Source organism: Larkinella insperata, assembly GCF_026248825.1.
Taxonomy (GTDB): domain Bacteria; phylum Bacteroidota; class Bacteroidia; order Cytophagales; family Spirosomataceae; genus Larkinella; species Larkinella insperata.
The window spans coordinates 5,127,848-5,146,806 of the sequence record NZ_CP110973.1 but is presented as its reverse complement, the minus strand read 5'-3'; the positions used below and the strand labels follow the sequence as shown (position 1 = coordinate 5,146,806).

The window sequence follows — 18,959 nt, the reverse complement described above, 5'->3', positions numbered from 1 at the left end:
AACCTGGATTTATCAACAGAAAAACCGACGCGGCAAACGTCGGTTTTTCTGTTTTTACGCTCCTTGAAACCAGGCGGCTGAAACCGTATAGTAACGATAGGAACCGTCGATGATCTACAAACCGTAGCTATCCCGGTACCGCTGCATGGACGTGGTAAAAACCGTCATGGCGTTGCCCGTCAGGTCCTGATGATCGAAAGCGCCGTGCAGGTTGTCGAACGCCAGCCCCGCCGTCCGTCCGTCGAAAGCCGCAAACTCGTCCCGGGGCAACAGAATCTGGTTGGGGTAACTGAACATCACCGCCAGATGGCGTTTGCTGCGCGACAGCAACAGGCTGTCTCCGCACAGAAGCGTGCCCCGGTCGGTTTCCGACGGCAGGTGCAGCACGCAGCTACCCGGAAAATGGCCGCCCGTATGGATGATCTGAATACCGTCCCAGAGTTCATGACGCGCCCCGTTCCAGAGCCGGATGGCTTCACCGGGATACAGAATCCAGGGCCGATCGTTTTCATGAATGTAAACCGGGCAGGCGAACCGGGCAGCCCATTCGTTCATGGTCGTATAATAGTGCGGGTGCGAAAAAGCAATGGCTTTCAATCCGCCAACCGACCGGATGAAATCTTCCGTCTGCTCGTCGAGCAGCGGCATACAGTCCCACAGGATGTTGCCGCCGGGCGACTGAACCAGCAACGCCCGGTTAGCAATGGCAAAATCCGGCTGCATTTTCAGGCTCCAGATTTGAGCGGATAGCTGACTGATCCGGACCTGGTGCGTTTTGTTCAATTCGGCCAACCGGGTCCAATTCTGGCCCGTTTCGGGGAGGTACTGGCGGTCGTCGTTGCAGATCGGACACAGCTCGGGCAGCGGCTGGTTGGGCGGATACTGGGTTCCGCAGGTGGTGCAGATCATTGATTCAGTCATGGTCTTTAACGGAATTAAAAGGAAGGGTTAGCCAACGGTTTTCGGGGTGGCGTTAAACGGTCTCTACGCCGTTAACTAAATATTTAAACACATTGCATCCAAAGTAACAAACAAAAAGCCTCCGAATTAAGCTATTGTTAGCAGACATCCCATATTTGGTGACAGCCCACCATTATCTTTGTATGACCGCTCAATTGGATATTCGGGATTTGGCCCAGGTAATTGGCTTTCGAGTGGTTTACCGATCCGACAGTTCGGGGTGGCGGCTGGCCCTGCTAATGGGACTTCATACGGGAGAAGAAGATCATCCCGATCAGGACCGTGCTTACATCAGTTTCCCGGACCCGATCGATGGTGTATCGGGCGACTGGATTCCAATTGACCAGATTGTACCGTTTCTTCGGCCGTTGACCAGGCTTTTAAAGGAAGACGCCCGGGAGGTTCTCAAACTGGTGCAGTATTCAAACGCTCCCCTTGGTTTGGAAGAAGGGAAGATGGAGATAAGCGTGTATCGGGAAGAACAAACCGGCCGGGAATCCGGCGTTCAGATTGCGTTTTCGCCGGCATCGGGTCAGGCGGTTGAGCTTTTTATTCGAAAAGACTTACAGATTAAATGGCGGCACGACGGCTCATACACAACACCGTACAACCTCGTTGATTTGGTGGATTTGTTATCCAAGAAAGGATATGACGTTCGGGGTTGGATTGAGAAAGGATTGGCTCTGGACCTGACGCAGCCCGGTCAGGATTCGGTTCCTAAATAAAGGATGCAACAACATTTGAAATTGATTTTAACACGCACCCCGTTTAGTGAAATTCTCCCGACGAGATTTTGTCCGGATAATATCGTTAAGCCCAATGAATCCGCAGTAACACCGTAGGATGCAACAAAAAAAAATGAATCGCAAACAAACCATTCTTATTGTTGACGATAACGCCACATACAGGCAGTTATTGACTATCCATTTGACGAAAGCCGGGTACGAGGTACTGATTGCCAAAGACGGGCAGGAAGCGATTGACTGGCTTCTTTCTTCCCTGCAACAACCCGACCTGATCCTTCTGGATTTGCTGATGCCCCAGAAAAGTGGAATTGAAGTATTGGAGAACATCAAGGCATCCCGCCGTAAACTGCCTGTTATTCTCATGTCGGGGGCCGAAATGCCCATTGCCCGGCAGGGAGTGATCCAGTCCACGCCCGACGCCTTTTTGCCGAAGCCGTTTGAAATTCCGGATCTGCTGCAAAAAATCGAAAACCTGCTTAAACCCATCTCGGAGGTCCGCTGAAAAGGGCAAATCCGGCGGGACGCTGGCCTGGAGGAAACCTGAATCGGGAAACCGTAATAAACCAATTTACCAGACGCGTTCCAGGCGAAAATCCTGCTTTCCTATCAACACCGTCTGTTATTCCGTCATTCGTATAGACAATCCCGTCAAATGGCGGGATTGTCTATTTTAGCCCCTTTCTTCAGGCTGTTCAGCAAGGGTGCCAGCGTTTTCCAGACACCACGCCGATATTTATTGCATCTATTTGTCCACACTCATTAACGACTTTAGCAATTTTAAATGAATATATGTGACTTATACTATCGTCTTGGTAACATGGCATTGATTTTGCCCTTAAATACGGTACTACCGGAGTATAGGTAGGACAGAGAAAAAGATTTACAGCCCGGCTTGTTTAAGCCGGGTTTGTTTTTTACTAAGCCAATCCGCTTGCCGTATAGCACGACTTTACCCCGGGGTATTAACGGACACGAAAATACCAACTGATTTTCGTCAGTTTGCTGTCTCTGGTACAGCATTTGCAGATTCACCTTTGGTTTACTCAACGTTTTACGAGAGCCCTGACCATCCGGCCAGGCTCTCTTTTAAAGCTAAGTTTCCGCCTATCGCTCTTTTGACCACCGAACTTGTAGGGCGATAGTGACGGTTGGGACATTTAACGACCTATACATCATGATTGAATCGATCCGATCTTACATTCGGCTGAGTCGGCTGGCCAAAGCCCTGTACGAAACTCAACTGCGTCAATACAACAGCCACATCGAGGCATTGCGCGAATGCAATCGGTTGTACCGGGCTATGGGCAAGACCTATTCCATTGTCAAGCATCAGAAAGACGATCTTTTTTGGGTAGTATGTACCCGGTCGGCCAAAGCGCTGGCTCTGGAAGGGCACACCATCCTGTCGGCGGTGGCACGAAGGCAGTTGAGCTAATGCATTACTCCTGGAGCGGGCGGGCTTTCCGGTGTCTCTGCCCGAAGGCCAAAGTTCAGGGATAGATACGATCCCCACCTTTTTACGGACCGATGTGACTTCTTATAGGCGCCTGCGTCATACGAAGGATTGATGCCCATTTCGAGCATCAGCCATACACGTATTTTTACAAACCGACTGCGGTGCAGTCGGCTTGTTTTTACAGGAATCCCCCTTCTAACAATCCATTTATCCGCGTAAAGTTTGCCAGCACGGGCAATCAGCTATTTGATTGGTTCTGCCACTTTACCGCAAAGGCAATTCTTTCTAACCCCTCTCTGCCGTGGTAATTACGGCTGTGGCCTGCCACAGGAGACGTTTATATGTCCGAGAGGCATTTCCATTATTACTCCTCCTATTTATTATTGCAATTTTAAAGGAATTTATCTTCAAGTACTTATCCCGCGTTTCTTGTAGATTTCAATTTTATGATCGCGGTATCTTCTGGAAACTACGGTCTTATCAACCGATCTCCGCTCCCGGCCGATGGACCTGCTAAAAGATCAATTTCACCTTATGTACTTGAATATATAAATTTTTCAACATTTATAACGTATAGTGTAACGGTTCTCTTGATACGCTAGTTTTTTCATACTAACTTTGGTAATTAACCCACTGCCTATTAATCGATTGAAATTCAATTAATCACTTTGCTTGAAATAGTTCCGTTGAGTCAAGTTCTCTGTTCAACCCCGTTATTCATTATGAGAGCCATTAAAAATTTGTCTCCCGAGGAGATCAAGCAACTTCGTTATTTAGCTTTTCAACAGGGCAGCGGCATTCTACAGAAGCGCAGCCAGTGCATTCTCTACAGCTACTATGGTTTGAGCGCGCGGGAGCTGATGGAGCTTTTTAACGTGGACCGTCGCAGCATTTATAACTGGATGGATCGATGGGAAGAAGGTGGAATTCAGGCGTTGAAGGATAAACCGGGCCGGGGGGTCAAGCCCAGGCTTAGTCTGGAATGCCAGGAGCAGGTTGAGCGCATTAAACAGGCTTTTTCGTTGTACCCCAACAACATGCATCTAGCCCTAAAGTACGTTAACTCATCGCTCACCCAGCCCATTAGCCGTGATACGCTACGACGGTTTGTTAAAAGGCTGGAAACGGGAAAGGTGTAGAGGCCACTAATCTTTTAAGACGCTCACTAACCGACGATTCGCTCGTTGGTGGTATTATATTTCACTGTCCTGAAGAGCGAAACCCGTATTCTTCAGGAAACAAGTCTTCGCAAGCCGCCATCGGCTGCAGGATCTCACAGATCCGACGATACCGGATTGTTGTTTTCGTCAACCTTACGGGCTGAAGAAAACATCAAAGCGCCGGCACAAAGGCCCAGCGCCACCATAGCGCCGGCAATTTGCAGAATACCGCATGTCGCCGTGGTAGCCAGGGCGAAAAAGAAGGCCAGCATATTTAAAATAAGAATCTGTTTTTTCATGGGTCGACGTTGGTTAAAACAGGAAATGCAGGCTACTTTGTGACGCTACCACTTGCCTCAGTAAGAATAAGACATTAATCCGATATTTATAACGTTTTTGTATTAACGGCAGTTTTTATTGCGCGTTTTTTATTGAGTGAACGGTTTAAATTGAAAAATAGCTCATCAATTTTTTACCTGAAAACACGGACGGATGCGACTGTCAACGGCATTTTGTGGACTAATGAAAATAAAAAAGGACTTTTTTTTCAATTAACCATCACTAAACCGTTGGACTAACCGCTCCGGAAATAAAGGACCCGCAACTAGACCGGGCTTTCTTATTAAGCGGGTTGCCAGTTACCATTCATCCGGTTATTTTTACAGCTTCAAAATGACCGGGCTTGCCGGCCTATCCGGTTCCCGTCTGCTATTCTGATGCTGCTACACTTCATCATAGACTCTCCTACGGGCGAACGCTTTAATCACAGCTTCTACGCCACCGAGCTCGATTCGCACCTCAATGCGCTGAATTTCTTCGTTGCTACGGGCTACCAGATTCGGTCGGCCAGCCTGACTGATCCGGAAGGAAGGCAGACGGACCTCCCGCTTGAAGCCTTTGACGGCATGCCCGTTGATGATGCCATCCGGGAACTTCAACTGGAATATGAACAGGTACTAAATCCTTATTAAGAGGGCGTCAATTCGCCGAAATAAAGTAACCAAACCGAAAGGTCGGGCCAAAAACATACAGCATGGCCCAGGGATACTGCTTCTGGGGCTTACTAAAAGGAACGAAATCAATGCAATGGTTCATGGATATAAAGTTGAAATAGTTACGGTTTAGAAGCTATAAACAACTTTTGTGCCGTATGATAACGATGCCTCCAGAATATTTCATATGATCTCGAACCACCTTTTTAACGTTGAATTGCCAATATTGTTACTATTGTTTCTAAGATAGTTACCATTGGCATTGTATTTGTTCCTAATGCCAACCTTTTTCCGCACCCGACGCAACGGCAAAACGCCCCGAAGAAACGCTGCTTGACGGCCTAAGCGGGATCTAATGCAAAACCTCCTCTCAGTCTTTTTTAAGTGATTCTAAAACGTTCAAGGCTTATCTGGCGAATCAGGCAGCAAAACCGTACTCAACCAATATCGTTTCAGCGCCCGCAGGAGCTTATTCCAGCCCTCCGTTTCGACGGGCTTGACCAAGTATGAAGTCACTCCCCGGCTGTACGACTCTGCGATGTCTTCATCGTAATCCGAAGCACTCAACATCACTACAGGAAGGGAGCTCATGGCACTGCCGTGGCCCCGCAACTGCTCCAGCAGCCGCCAGCTATCCGCTTTGTTGGGCAGGTACAAATCCAGCATGATAAATAAAGGCAACGCCTGCCCAGTCATTAAGCATCCCTCCAGGTAAGCCAGGGCTTGCTCCCGCGTGCGCGTTCGAACAAGCTCCACCTCCGTAAAAAAATACTGCATGGACGTTTCGATCAACGGCCCCTGCTCCGGGCTATTTTCGATGATCAGAATTTTTGCTTTTTCCAAGCGCTGGGTACGGTTCTTCTGGGGGACAGCCTGATTCGTGATGAATGTTTTGTACATTTACGATCCGCAGGGTGGTTCAGAGCCATATACGATTCTGATTGCCTTACCGATTGTCCGTTGCTCCAAAATATTGACCACGGTCAAAACTGTCCACCGAGACTATACCTACAGCCAACAAAATGCCCAGACATTGCCATTCCGACTTGACCCAAGGTAAATTTTTAGGGTAATTTGGAAGCGCTTTTGCCCAGTTTGAATGAAACCGGATTGACCGATGCGTCAATCTTAAAGCGATTAAATTAATCGTATATTACCGACGGTAACCGGTTTTTGAGCGCTCAGTCTTGCAAACAGCCGGCCCTCTTAATCCGTTGTTGGATGTGCAGACCAACCGATTCTACCGGGAAAGCATCCATTTCGTGTATAAACTTTAACGTGTCCTGATTTATGGCCAAACGAAAATCGCTTCGAGATTCTCCCGCTCAACCCGTTCCGGTCGTGGCGATTGGAGCATCAATGGGTGGACTCGAAGCTTTGTCGGCCCTATTGGCAGAATTATCCCCCACCACGGGATTTGCGTTTGTCTATGTGCAGCATCCCGACCCGAATGCCAAGTATACGATTGCCGATGTGCTGAGTCAGGTCAGCCGGATCCCCGTGATCGAAGCCGGGGACCAGGAACCCATTGCTCCCAACCACGTTTACATTGTTCCGCCCGGAAAGGACATGGAAATCGTCGACGGTTTGCTGATGCAATTTTCCCGTCAGAAGGCATTGGCAACCGACGATGAAGTGGTTCAAATGCCCGTCGACCGGTTTTTTGTTTCGCTGGCGGCCCGCCAGAAAACCGGAGCCATTGGCGTGATCCTGTCGGGGCTGGATGGCGACGGTACCCAGGGTTTAAAAGCCATCAAAGATGCCGGGGGTATCACCATTGCGCAGGACCATACCGCTCTGTACCAGGGAATGCCCCGTTCGGCCATTGCCGAAGGCGTGGTGGATCTGGTCTTACCGCCCGAACAAATTGCCAGTGAACTCGGGCGGCTCAGCCAGCAGTCGGATGTATTTCAACTGACGGCCCAGGCCGATGACGCCGAAGAAAGCCAGACATCCGATGAAGAACTCAAACCCATTCTGGCGTTTCTCCGCAAGTCGGTAGGCGTCGATTTCAGTCAGTACAAAGTAACCACCATCCGGCGCCGGATCATCCGCCGGATGTTGCTCTACAAACTGGAAACCCTGAAAGATTACGCCCAGCACCTGCGGCTGAATCCTCAGGAAGCCAACCTGCTTTACAGCGACCTGCTGATCAATGTGACGTCGTTCTTCCGCGATACGGAGGTGATGGAATACCTCAAGAAGGTGTTGCTCCCGCGCATGATCAGTGAAAACAACGAAGGAGAACCGCTGCGAATCTGGGTACCGGCCTGCTCAACGGGCCAGGAGGCTTATTCACTGGCCATGCTGCTGATGGAAGTACTGGGCGACCGGGCTTCCTCGATGGTTATTCAGATTTTTGCCACGGACCTGAGCGAAAACGCCATTGCCAAGGCCCGGCTGGGTAGCTACTCCCGCTCGGAAGTCATGGACATTGCTCCCCGGCGACTCCACCGTTTTTTCACCAAGCAGGACGATCATTACCGGATCAACAAATCCATCCGCGACCTCTGCGTTTTTGCGCCCCACAATATTTTCAAAGACCCGCCCTTCTCGCGGGTCGATCTGGTGAGTTGCCGGAATTTGCTCATTTACCTCAACGGCAGCCTGCAACGCCGGGCCTTGACCATGTTTCATTACGGGCTCAACCCGCGGGGGTATCTGTTGCTGGGCAAATCCGAAACCGTTGGTTCCTCGGCCTCCCTGTTTATCCCGGTCGAGAAAGCCTACAAGATTTACGCCCGTAAAAACGACGTAGCCCGGCGGGCCAGTTTTGAGCTTCAGCCCCGCACGATTGAGCCCAGTCCTCCCCCCCAGGTAGCCCGGCGACCTCCGTCCAACCGGCCAAGCGTGCCCCCCATCAACGACATTGAACAACGGATTGATGCGTTGCTGCTCAACCAATACGTTCCCGCCAGTGTGGTCGTCAACCAGGACCTGGACATTCTGAGCTTTCGCGGATCAACGGCCTTGTATCTGGAACATTCGCAGGGCCGCGCCAGCCTGAATCTGCTGAAAATGGCCCGGCCTTCGCTCTCCTTTGAACTGCGCAATGCCGTTCATAAGGTGCTCAAATCAGGGCAGTCTGTTCGCAAAAGCGGGCTGGAAATGAAAGTCGGCGGCTCAACCCACTACGTCGCCATCGAAGCCGCTCCGCTCGAAAGTGACGGCGACGAACGGTTATTTCTCATTGTCTTTCAGGAAACCAGCCCGCCGGAAATCCCCGAAACCGGTCCGGTCAAAGCCCGAAACCGCCGGATCAAGGAACTCGAAGAGGAACTGGCGACCGTCCGGCGCGACATGCATTCGCTGATCGAAGAACAGGAAGCCGGAAACGAAGAACTGCAATCGGCCAACGAAGAAATCGTCAGCAGCAACGAGGAGTTGCAGAGCATCAACGAGGAGCTGGAAACCAGCAAGGAAGAAATCGAATCGACCAACGAGGAACTCCTGACCATTAACCAGGAACTCCAGGTCCGCAACGAGCAGCTTTCGGAAGCCTACGAGTTTGCCGAAGCCATTTTTGCCACCCTGCGCGAAGCCACCCTCGTTCTCGACGCCGACCTGCGCGTGCGGAGTGCCAATTCGACTTTTTACGAGATGTTTGAAATTCGCCGGGAAGATGTCGAAGGCCGGCTGCTGTACGAGCTCAACGGCCGGCAGTGGGACAGCGCCCGGTTGCGCGAACGGCTGGCGGGCGTTATTACGCAGGACGTTCAGATCCAAGGATTTGAGTATTCATACACCTTACCAAACGGCCTGGAGAAGGTGCTGCTGCTCAACGCCCGGCGGGTGGTCCGTCAGCAGCGGAAGGAAGCCATTCTGATGGCCATCGAGGAAATTACCGAGCACCGCCGGGCCCAGCGCCTGTCGCAGGAACGTGAAGCCTGGTTTCACGCCATCGTCGACAATTCGCCCGCGCTGACGTGGGTGGCCGGCGTCGACCGGCGGTATAGCTACCTCAACCGGGCGTGGCTGAACTACACGGGTCGTTCGATGGAGGAAGAAGTCGGTCAGGGCTGGGCCCAGGGCATTCATCCCGACGACCGGGTGCAGTATCTGGCCACCTACCACGCCCGCTTTGCAGACCGGCAGCCGTTCACCACCGAATACCGCCTGCTGCGCAGCGACGGCCAATACCGCTGGATGCTCGAACAGGCCCAGCCGACGCTTTCGCCGGAAGGAGTCTTTAACGGATACATCGGTACCTGCGCGGACGTTCACCTTCAGAAAGAACTGAATCAGGAGCTGGACCGGCGGGTGCAGCAGCGGACCCACGAGCTGGCGGAAGCCAATACGCTCCTCAATCAGACCGAGATGATTGCCCGCATCGGCAGTTACGAACGGGAGTTTGCCAGTCAGAAAATCCTGGCGTCGAACGAATTATACCGGTTGTTTGGGTACGAGCCCCATAGCGTGGAGTTCACCGTGGACCTGATTGCCGCCCATACCCACCCGGATGACCTGGCTCCCGCCCAGGCGCGCCTTGAGCAGGCCATGCAGGACGGCCAGCCGTTTGAATACATTCGCCGGATTTTCCAATCCGATCAGCAAATGCGTTACCTGTACGTCCGGGGTGAAGTCCTGCGCGATGAAGCCGGTCAGCCTTTCAAGGTGGTGGGTTTCAAGCAGGATATTACCGACATGGTGCTGGCCCAGGAAAAGCTCCGGAAAAGCGAAGAAGAATTCCGGACGCTGGTTGAAAACACCCCGGATATCATCACCCGCTGGAATCAGGAATTGAAACTGATCTTTGCCAATACCGCTTTTGAGGGAAAAACGGGCCTCTCCCTTTCCGATCTGCTCGGAAAAACCAACCAGGAAATGGGTCAGCCCGACTCCATTGCGGTGCCGTACATGGACAAACTGAAGCAGGTTTTTGTGACTGGCAAACCGCAGGAACATTACAACTCCTTTCCGACACCTGCGGGGCTTACGCTGTATTTCTCGCGCATGGTTCCCGAACCGGCCAGCGACGGCACGGTGCGCAGTGTGCTGGCCATTGCCCGCGACATTACCCAGCTTCAGGAACTGACGGAGAATCTGCAGGCCGTGCTCGACAGTTCGCCCGCCTGGATTGCCTTCTTCAAAGCGGTTCTGCAGGACGGTGATCTGCAGGAGATTGTGGACTTCCGGCTGGCCGTCTGCAATCAGAAATTTGCCGACTTGCAGGGGAAACCGGCCCAGGAGCTGATTGGCCAGTCCGTCGAGCAGATCGCCGATTTACTCTGGCAGGAACAGACGCGGGAACGACTGAAGCAAATCCGGGAAAACGGCGATCCGTTTTACGAGGAACACCATCTTCCCGGCGAATCAGACGAATGGACCGCCGTATCGGCCACCCGCTTCGACGGCGGAGTGGTGGTGACGGGCCTGGACATCACCGCCCTCAAACGGGCCGAAAGCCAGCAGGACCACTGGCTCGAAGAACTCCGGGCTTCCAACGAATCCCTGAACGCGCTGGAAGAACTCCGTCGGCAAATGCGCCAGCGGGGCCAGTTTTTACGCGAAACCTCCCACGACCTGCGGGGCAACTTCGGCGTTATTTCGGGCACGGCTTCGCTGCTGACGATGGTTTCATCGGAGGAAGAGCGCGCCAAAATGTTTGAGATGCTGCAACGGAACATCCGCCAGGCCACCCGGATGCTCACGCAGCTCCTGGATTACGCCCGTCTGGAAGCTGGCCAGGAAAACGTTCAGTTTACCACCTTCGATGTTGCCCAGCTCATCCGGACCCTGAGCGAGACCGTAGAGCCATTGGTGGCCGAAAAAGGGCTTTGGTTCCGAACCGAAGGAACCGCCCCGCTGGAGGTGGAAGGGGACGCGATGAAAATAGAGCGCATTATTCAGAATCTGGTCCTTAACGCCATCAAATACACCCGACAGGGGGGCATAACGGTTCGCTGGCACGCAGCCAGTCCGGAAAATCAATGGACGTTGAGTGTGCAGGACACCGGGCCGGGCATGCGCGAAGAGGTGCTGCAGGAACTCCGACGGCCTTCCGGCAAGGCTTCGGACGACACACCTCAACCCGTTACGAAGAACCCCTCGGGAAGTTCCGGCGAAGGCATCGGCCTGTCGATCGTTCGGCAACTCTGCGACCTGCTGTCGGCCAAACTGGATGTGGAAAGCGAATTAGGCACCGGAACGGTATTCCGGATTTCCTGGCCGCGTCGGTATACTGCTGATCCGAAGCACTGATTTGCCATTATATTAAACATCACTTGCAAAGCCGGGTTATTTAAGAAACGATATGGCAAAACGGGATATTATTGTTATTGGTGCATCAGCGGGTGGCGTTTATGCGTTGAAAGAACTGGTGGCCGGTTTGCCGGCCGACCTGGAGGCATCCATCTTTATTGTTCAGCACGTTTCGCCCCATTCGCCGAGCCTGCTGCCTAAAATTCTGGCGCATGTGTGTAAATTGCCGGTGAGCCATCCGGTAGACGGCGAACTGGTTCAATCCGGTCACATCTACGTGGCCCCGCCCGATCATCACCTGCTGATTGAGTACGATCAGGTTATTGTGAAAAAGGGGCCGAAAGAAAACCGCTTTCGGCCTTCGATTGACGCGCTGTTTCGGTCGGCGGCCTACCGCTACGGTCCCCGGGTCATTGGAGTCGTGCTGACGGGGCTGCTCGATGACGGTACCTCGGGTTTGTGGACGGTGAAACGGCTGGGCGGGCTGGGCGTCATCCAATCCCCCGACGATGCCATGTACGCCAGTATGCCCCAAAGTGTGCTGGAATACGTCGATGTCGATCATATCGCCCCAGTATCCGAACTGGCGGAGTTGCTGGTTGAACTCACGAAGCAAACTGCTCCGGAGGTCCCTTCGCTGGAAGAGCAGGAAACCAGCCGCCTGGAAGCCGAGATAAATATTGCCGCTCAGGACAATGCCTTCCAGATGGGAATCCTGAACATGGGCCCTCTGACGCCCCTGACCTGTCCGGAATGCAATGGCAGCCTGGTAAGCATTCAGGAAGGCAAGATTATCCGGTACCGCTGCCACACGGGCCACGCCTTTACGGCCAGTTCGCTGTTGGCGGAAGTGAGCAAAACCGTCGAGGACGATCTGTGGCGGTCGGTCAAAAGCCTGGAAGAAACCGTCATTCTGCTCGAGCAATCGGGAAAAGTGCTGGTTGAAGGAAAGAACAGCGAGGCCGCCCAGGACTACTTCACGAAAGCCCAGGAAACCCGGAAGCGCACCGACTTCCTGCGGAACTTTATCTTTGAGCAGCAAAAGTTTAACAGTTAACGAAAGCGAGTTCGGCTATTCGGCATTTTTAGATGCAAATTCCCTAACGGGTGCTGGAGTTATAAACTTCCTTCATCAATCGTTGCAACAAATAAAACCTTTCCGGTAATTTAGGGATGTCAAATTGGGTATAATCTGCCTACTGATGAACCGATATGAAGGCCTTCTTTTCGGATAAATGCCTTCACCCAAAGCGTTTCCGGTCATGACAATTCTTTTAATCACCTGCGATGAACGGGGGAACAAGCATCAGTTTTCATTCGGTTGTAGCCGCCTGGAAGTTGGTTTTGAAATGATCAATGTCCTGGTGGAACAGGGAGAAAAATTGCTGCAAGCCCAATTAAACGATCAATCGGGAAACATGCTGTTGCCGGTTGACGCGTTCGACGGCGCATCCTGTCTGGCGCCAATTAAAAAACTCCAGAAAGAATGGCGCAGTCTCTTGAAAAAACCATTGAAACCGGCGCTAACTACCGTCCGAAAGCTGCAGCAAGAGCAGATTAATTTGACGCAAAAACGGCTTGGCAATTGGGAAAAGAAGCAGGAATCGTACACAAATCTGGTTACTTTTCTGGAGAAAGCCCTTCAGAAAGCCCCCCATGGAGGACTTTTAAACCATTATCAATCGTTGTTAAAGTCGACACAACGGCGATTGACCCTGGCACAAATAACCTGCCAGCTTCTAAGCAATCGTCTTTCGGAATTAAGGGAGGCAAACTAAGCCGTCTGGCTGGGAAAAATTGATTATAAAGGGCAGGCTGTCGCGTTTTAACTTAGCAGCAGCGACTTGTATAAGTCCAGATTTTTAATGACCTCTCCCGTGCCTTTCACCACGGCTTTCAGTGGATCGTCGGCCACGTGAATGGGCAGCTGCGTTTTGGTCCTTAGGCGCTTGTCCAGGCCGTGCAGCATGGCTCCCCCGCCCGTCAGGTGAATCCCGTTGGCGAAAATATCCGACGCCAGTTCCGGCGGGGTATTTTCCAGCGCTTTCATGACGGCTTCCTCGATTTTCGCAACCGATTTATCGATTGAATAGGCGATTTCGCTGTAGCTAACCTTGATTTCTTTCGGAATACCGGTCATCAAATCCCGGCCCCTGACTTCATAATCCAGTGGCGGATTGTCCAGTTCCGGCAGCGCCGATCCCACGCCTATTTTGATCTGCTCGGCCGACCGTTCCCCAATCAGCAGATTGTGCTCCCGGCGCATGTAATCCACAATGTCGCTCGTAAATACATCGCCTGCCGTCCGGATGGATTGCTCGCAAATAATGCCCGACAGGGCCACAACGGCAATTTCGGTCGTGCCACCGCCAATATCAACGACCATCGTACCGTTGGGCTTCGTGATGTCAATGCCGATTCCGATGGCCGCAGCCAGAGGCTCGTAGACCATGAAGACTTCTTTGGCCCCCGCGTGTTCGCACGAATCTTTCACCGCCCGTTTTTCTACCTCTGTAATTCCGGACGGAACGGAGACGACCATCCGGTGGGCCGGAGCAAATAATTTACTGCCATTACCAATCATTTTGACCAACCCCCGGATCATCAATTCTGCCGCCGTGAAGTCAGCAATAACGCCATCCCGTAAAGGCCGGAGCGTTCGGATGTTTTCGTTGGTTTTTTCGTGCATCTGCATGGCTTTATGGCCAATTGCCAACACACTACCACTGACTTTATGGATCGCAATGATGGAGGGTTCGTCAACAACAATTTCGTTGTTGTGAATGATGAGTGTATTGGCCGTACCGAGGTCAATCGCAATGTCACTGGATAAAAAGTTAAAGAACCTCATGTAGATGACCCCTCCTTCGTAGAAAATTGATAAGCAGTTGGCGTAAGCGGCAGAAAAACGAATCAATATAGCGAAGATATCTTCAACTTGTTGCAGGTCAGGCAAACTAGGATATTCCCCGGGTACAGCGAAGCCGGACAGAAACTTTGGCGCGTCGGTTTCTTATTCTATTTCAATCGATATGGTCTGAAAAGAGAAACTATAGTTTCCGGGATTACCCGCAGCTTTGTGAAGTATATAGCACCGATTCGGCTTTCAATGCGGGCAGCTATAAACGTGTCGATTACCTCTTTTCAGTCCAGACAGCGTATAAGGTTAACTCATATTTACTTTTGAATTCAACTGGAAAACGGCACGGTTTTATAGCAACTGGCCGCCCTGAATAATGGTAAACCCGTTGGTTTGAATGCCCAGGGATGGATCGGATTTACAGCCCCGGGAGAAGTCATCAATGGCGTTCAGGAAAGGCTTGTCGTTTCCAAACCATTCAAACCAGAAGCCCGGACTTTCCAGAAACCGTTTGAGCACAAAACGCAGGATATACCGCAGGGGCTGATCGCAATACCGGGGGTCGAACTTGGCCGCAATACCGCGTTTCATAAACTGCGGAGAATAGCTGTCCGACTTGTCCATGTACGCATAAACCACGTTGCCCATTGTCTCAACCGGGGTCACCACCACGGCTACGTTGTCCTGCATCTCCTCGCTGGCGAACAGGTCGAGCAGGCTTTTATAGCCGGTTTTGATCCGATCCAGCAACTGGTTGGCCGATGCGGAATCTTTCATCCATTTCTCGCACTTGACCGGCACCAGAATAACCAGTTTTTTCTCTTTCAGCCCTTTGTAGGCTTCCTGAAAAATAGCCTGCATACTGCTGCTGTTTTTTCCTTTTTCGAGCAGGTTGCGGTCTTTGTGAAACGCCCAGGATAGCGAACGCTCCCCTTCCACCATCAGGGCCGGGGTGTCGATGGTAATCATGGTGACGGCGCATTCGCGGATGCGGTAGATCACCTCTTTGGAGTTGTCCAGGATCTGCTCTCCGGGATAATCCCGGAGAACCAGCTGAACTTTTGGCTTTTTGTTTTTCTGACCCAGGTTGAACCGGTAACCGATGTCCGTTGAACCATTCTTGCCCAGAACTACTTTCGGCTTTTTATTCTTCTGCCCCAGGTTGAAAAGCTGCTTCAGATCAGGCAGGCCGTTTTTGTTCGAACCGTTCCGGTATTTGCTATTTTTCCGCCCGAAGTTATAGTCGTATTCAATCTTGGTGATGCTTTTTTCACCAACGATGGTGGTGGCCGGAACGACATCCGCATTATTCAGCGGCATTTGCGTAGCGCTGCTAAAGGCGCTCTGCAAATCGCCGACCTGCTTTTCCAACTGCGAATCGGCCTCAGCTACTGGCTTGATCTCGAGGTCATTGTCTTCTCCGATAACCTCCGAAAACTGGTTGTATATCGATGAAAGCAGACTAGTCTTACCGGCGCGCGCTGATCCAAGTACGGTGATATTAAATTCTGTAAGCATAATCTTAACTTTCGAATGTTAAAATGGATTTGTTTACGGTACTCACTCGCTCAGTGATTTCTAGCCATTGCCATCTTAACCCATTATTAACAGATAGCTCCTGGAAGTTTTCTGGCCAAACCTTTGCCCGGTTTTCTATGTAGAAAGATTGCCACTCATCCAGTGCATTTTCAGAGCGCAACACTTTATCGACAAATTGTTCGATCATGGCGAAAATGGCGTGATTGATCTCAATCGGCCAGTACAGTAATTCATCCTTCAGGTTTTCCAGTACGATTTTGTGCATCGCAATCAGCAGATCCTGAATTTCTTTGGCGGTCGGCTTAACGCTGAGTTCCGCCATCCCGGTGTCGGGTGTCAGGTAATCGAGGTGCCGGCGAAGTCGGTAATAGAAAAAGCCCTGATACGAAAGTTTAAAATCAATCAGCATTTCGAAGGCGGGATGCAAAGCCGGGTACTGATCGCCCAACTGGGTCGTTACATCCCGCAGGAACGAGGTCCCGATGTTGGAACTCAGGTGATTCAGTCGCCCCTGGTAGGCATTCCGCAATACTTCCGCCAACTGGACCTTCACCGACTCCACCGAACGGCTCAATCCCTCTTCCAGGCTCTCAAAGTGCTGGGTCAGGTGGGTTCGGTTGTAGTTCAGGTAATACTCACAGGCGGATTTATAGCCACCCAGCAGGTTCCGGGTGTCTTCAATCTCTTCGATGCTGGGAATGCCCGAATCCGCGTACGCATTTTCCTGCGAGCGGGAAACGTACTCCTGGAACGACGCGTCGGGAATTTCGCGCTGGTCGCGTAATTCTTTTGTTAACTGCTCAAAACCGCTGTACACCCGCTTGATCACATCTCTGAACAGGCGGTTGAAGCTGTTGAAGTTAAAAGGGGTCGATTCCGAAACCGTGCCGAGAGCCTCTTTGGCCTTCTGCATCTCGGATTTCACCTGATTTTGCAGCCCCTTCAACCGGTCGTACAGCGAATTGACGTACAGGTAGTCGATTCGCTCGATGTTCTGCGTCAGGTAATCCAGTACTTTCTGGAGCACGAGTTCTTTTACTTCGTCGGGATTGGAACAGTCGGCGATAACCGAACCGGCAAACTTGAGCTGCTCGGCCTTTTCACCCAGCAGTCGTTCGCAATTCCGCAGGTTATCTTCATTTGGTGACGAGGAACGGACATGGTTCATGACCAGGAACGACCACATTTCCAGCGGCAATTCGGGCAAGACGCCCCGCGTGGTGTCGTACAGGTCGATCTCCTGGGGCTTCCAGACCTCACCCAGCCCGGACGGTTTCTTGACAAACAGAACGATGTCGACGTCGTTGCTCAGGGCGCTGAGCAGCCAGTTTTCCGCCACCAGTCCCGTATCGCCCAGCCCGGGCATGTCGATGAAGGCAATATCGCCTACGTTTTCGTGCGGAAAGGCGCAAATGACGCGTGCTTCCCGCACGGCCAGGTAGTTATAAAAGACCCGTTGCCCGGCAGCATCATCCTGCGCGATGTACTCCCGCACCGTATCAATCGGCACGTATTTCGGAGACGTCAGCGAAAGCAGCGGTTTGTAGTCGGCCAGGTGGTTTTTATACAACTCCAGCTGGGCGTATTTCACCCGGGCGCTCACGCTTTGCTGCTTCTCAATCGGCAGGGTTGGCAGGGGCCGGCTTTCAAATTCTTCCAGGGTCGCCGGGGGGGGCGATGAATCCAGCAATTCGCTGTAATAGGGAGCAATGACGTTCCGGACGAATTCGTCTTTTGTATAAAAGTAGATTTCTCCACGTGGGTCCAGGGCCGGATTGTGCACGATGGTACTGCGCGCGCCCGTACAATGGCCGAAAGGACCAGCGGGAATGGCGTTGCTATCTAATCCAGACAGGCTGTGGAGCAAGCGGCTCTTTCCCTGCCGGGCCAGCCCCACCACGCCGATGTTAAGCGTTTTACGGGCAAACCGGGAATGATACCGGGTAATGTTCTGCTCTTCCGTGAGGATGCTCTGCCGAAGCCGGTCCAGCTCAATGCTTAATAAGCGAAAGCGAACGGTTTCATTATTGGTTGAGTTAAAGATTTCTTCGCGTCGCTGCTCCATCTGATCGATGGCCGTATTCAAAGAAATCAGTTGCTGTCTGATGTAACTTAACTTTTTCGCTAAAGCCTGTCGTTTTCCAATGATCGAGTTGATTTGCTGTTCCCGGGTAAAAGATGAGGTCATATTTTAGTTTTGGTTAGAGTAAGAACCTGATTAAAAGTAGGACAGGTAGGCTAAAAACGAAAACTGTGCACGGTTACTAAATCTTTCATTAACGTTGTTTAAAGTTAACTGTATTGAATCAATATTTTGCTGCCAGTTTGCAATCTCTGATTTGTAATATACAAAGACCCGAACGGTTTGAAATCGGAGGACTCCAACCGCTGGGCTAACGAGACAACAAAACACGTTTATATACCTGATTATCAAACCGCTGAATGACCAGCGCTGACCGCCAACGGCGGGTGTTAGAGCGAGTATTGACTACTTGGCAACTGGTTTTAGGCTTGTACAAGATGGCCTGCATAAGTTTGTTAATTGTTCAAGAAGCGATTTCGGTCGTGGTCCACGCAGATTTAACGCACTCCAGCACATCCACACGCACCCGATACTTCATTAAGCAATTTTACGGACTACGGGGCATAAAACGATTTTAACATCCCATCCACTCCCGCAGCCCCTTTTTATATAAATCTATCCGTGTGAGTACTACCTAATTATAACTAACATTTGTCGGACAGAGGGTACCTGTTTCATTCAGTGAATCCTTCTGTTCAGCAGGTGAATCTTTTCGTTCGGCCGTAAATACCGGGCGTTTCACTTGCGAAAGTTATCGAAGAAATCTTGACGAAGCAACGTAGGCATAAATATTCTTTGCTGGCTACTTTCAGATGAGTATTTTGTCTTAACCCCCGAACTACCCGAAAGTAGCTACATCTAAGGACGTTCACTTAATGTTACCAGGCCAGCAAAAAAAACTATAATGCCCTTCAAGTAGCCGCTTTCCGCACGGCGCTGGCTAGTGAGCCTCCATTGCTTAT

Annotated in this window: 14 protein-coding genes; 8 read left to right on the top strand and 6 right to left on the bottom strand. The window is 51.5% G+C overall.

Going from position 1 to position 18,959, the window contains the following annotated elements:
* Positions 1–114: 114 nt before the first annotated feature.
* Positions 115–921, bottom strand: a complete 807-nt coding sequence (locus OQ371_RS20735) for an MBL fold metallo-hydrolase (RefSeq protein WP_265990246.1) — start codon at positions 919–921, stop codon at positions 115–117.
* Positions 922–1,103: 182 nt separating this feature from the next.
* On the opposite strand from OQ371_RS20735, the gene OQ371_RS20730 reads away from it, so the two are divergent.
* From OQ371_RS20730 to OQ371_RS20715, 4 genes are all read left to right on the top strand, one after another.
* Positions 1,104–1,685, top strand: coding sequence for a hypothetical protein (locus tag OQ371_RS20730; protein ID WP_265990245.1), 582 nt, complete (start codon positions 1,104–1,106; stop codon positions 1,683–1,685).
* Between the two features lie 133 nt (positions 1,686–1,818).
* Positions 1,819–2,208 carry a response regulator gene (locus tag OQ371_RS20725; RefSeq protein WP_265990244.1) on the top strand — a complete coding sequence of 130 codons (390 nt, stop codon included), beginning with the start codon at positions 1,819–1,821 and terminating at the stop codon, positions 2,206–2,208.
* 672 nt (positions 2,209–2,880) lie between these two features.
* A complete protein-coding gene (locus OQ371_RS20720; RefSeq protein ID WP_265990243.1) occupies positions 2,881–3,141 on the top strand; it encodes a hypothetical protein in 261 nt (86 codons plus the stop codon).
* Between the two features lie 743 nt (positions 3,142–3,884).
* Positions 3,885–4,301 carry a helix-turn-helix domain-containing protein gene (locus tag OQ371_RS20715; RefSeq protein ID WP_265990242.1) on the top strand — a complete coding sequence of 139 codons (417 nt, stop codon included), beginning with the start codon at positions 3,885–3,887 and terminating at the stop codon, positions 4,299–4,301.
* Positions 4,302–4,435: 134 nt separating this feature from the next.
* Here the strand turns inward: OQ371_RS20715 and OQ371_RS20710 are convergent, their stop codons facing one another.
* Positions 4,436–4,621 (bottom strand): hypothetical protein, encoded by a 186-nt coding sequence (locus OQ371_RS20710; RefSeq protein WP_265990241.1) that lies wholly within the window; start codon positions 4,619–4,621, stop codon positions 4,436–4,438.
* A 417-nt stretch (positions 4,622–5,038) separates the two neighbouring features.
* Here OQ371_RS20710 and OQ371_RS20705 point away from each other — a divergent pair, with 417 nt between their 5' ends.
* Entirely contained in the window at positions 5,039–5,293 is a 255-nt protein-coding gene (locus OQ371_RS20705) for a hypothetical protein (RefSeq protein WP_265990240.1), read from the top strand.
* 420 nt (positions 5,294–5,713) lie between these two features.
* Here the strand turns inward: OQ371_RS20705 and OQ371_RS20700 are convergent, their stop codons facing one another.
* A complete protein-coding gene (locus tag OQ371_RS20700; protein WP_265990239.1) occupies positions 5,714–6,214 on the bottom strand; it encodes a response regulator in 501 nt (166 codons plus the stop codon).
* 390 nt (positions 6,215–6,604) lie between these two features.
* Here OQ371_RS20700 and OQ371_RS20695 point away from each other — a divergent pair, with 390 nt between their 5' ends.
* The 3 genes from OQ371_RS20695 to OQ371_RS20685 all read left to right on the top strand — a co-directional run bounded on the left by OQ371_RS20695 (position 6,605) and on the right by OQ371_RS20685 (position 13,293).
* Positions 6,605–11,515 (top strand): PAS domain S-box protein, encoded by a 4,911-nt coding sequence (locus tag OQ371_RS20695; RefSeq protein ID WP_265990238.1) that lies wholly within the window; start codon positions 6,605–6,607, stop codon positions 11,513–11,515.
* A 52-nt stretch (positions 11,516–11,567) separates the two neighbouring features.
* On the top strand, positions 11,568–12,572 hold the full coding sequence (locus OQ371_RS20690) for a chemotaxis protein CheB (RefSeq protein WP_265990237.1): 1,005 nt from the start codon (positions 11,568–11,570) through the stop codon (positions 12,570–12,572).
* A gap of 205 nt (positions 12,573–12,777) precedes the next feature.
* Complete coding sequence (locus tag OQ371_RS20685) at positions 12,778–13,293, top strand: hypothetical protein (protein WP_265990236.1); 516 nt, start codon at positions 12,778–12,780, stop codon at positions 13,291–13,293.
* A gap of 47 nt (positions 13,294–13,340) precedes the next feature.
* On the opposite strand, the gene OQ371_RS20680 is transcribed toward OQ371_RS20685, so the two are convergent.
* From OQ371_RS20680 to OQ371_RS20670, 3 genes are all read right to left on the bottom strand, one after another.
* On the bottom strand, positions 13,341–14,366 hold the full coding sequence (locus tag OQ371_RS20680; protein ID WP_265990235.1) for a rod shape-determining protein: 1,026 nt from the start codon (positions 14,364–14,366) through the stop codon (positions 13,341–13,343).
* Positions 14,367–14,726: 360 nt separating this feature from the next.
* A complete protein-coding gene (locus tag OQ371_RS20675; RefSeq protein ID WP_265990234.1) occupies positions 14,727–15,893 on the bottom strand; it encodes a hypothetical protein in 1,167 nt (388 codons plus the stop codon).
* Between the two features lie 4 nt (positions 15,894–15,897).
* On the bottom strand, positions 15,898–18,102 hold the full coding sequence (locus tag OQ371_RS20670; RefSeq protein WP_265990233.1) for a hypothetical protein: 2,205 nt from the start codon (positions 18,100–18,102) through the stop codon (positions 15,898–15,900).
* Between the last annotated feature and the right edge of the window lie 857 nt (positions 18,103–18,959).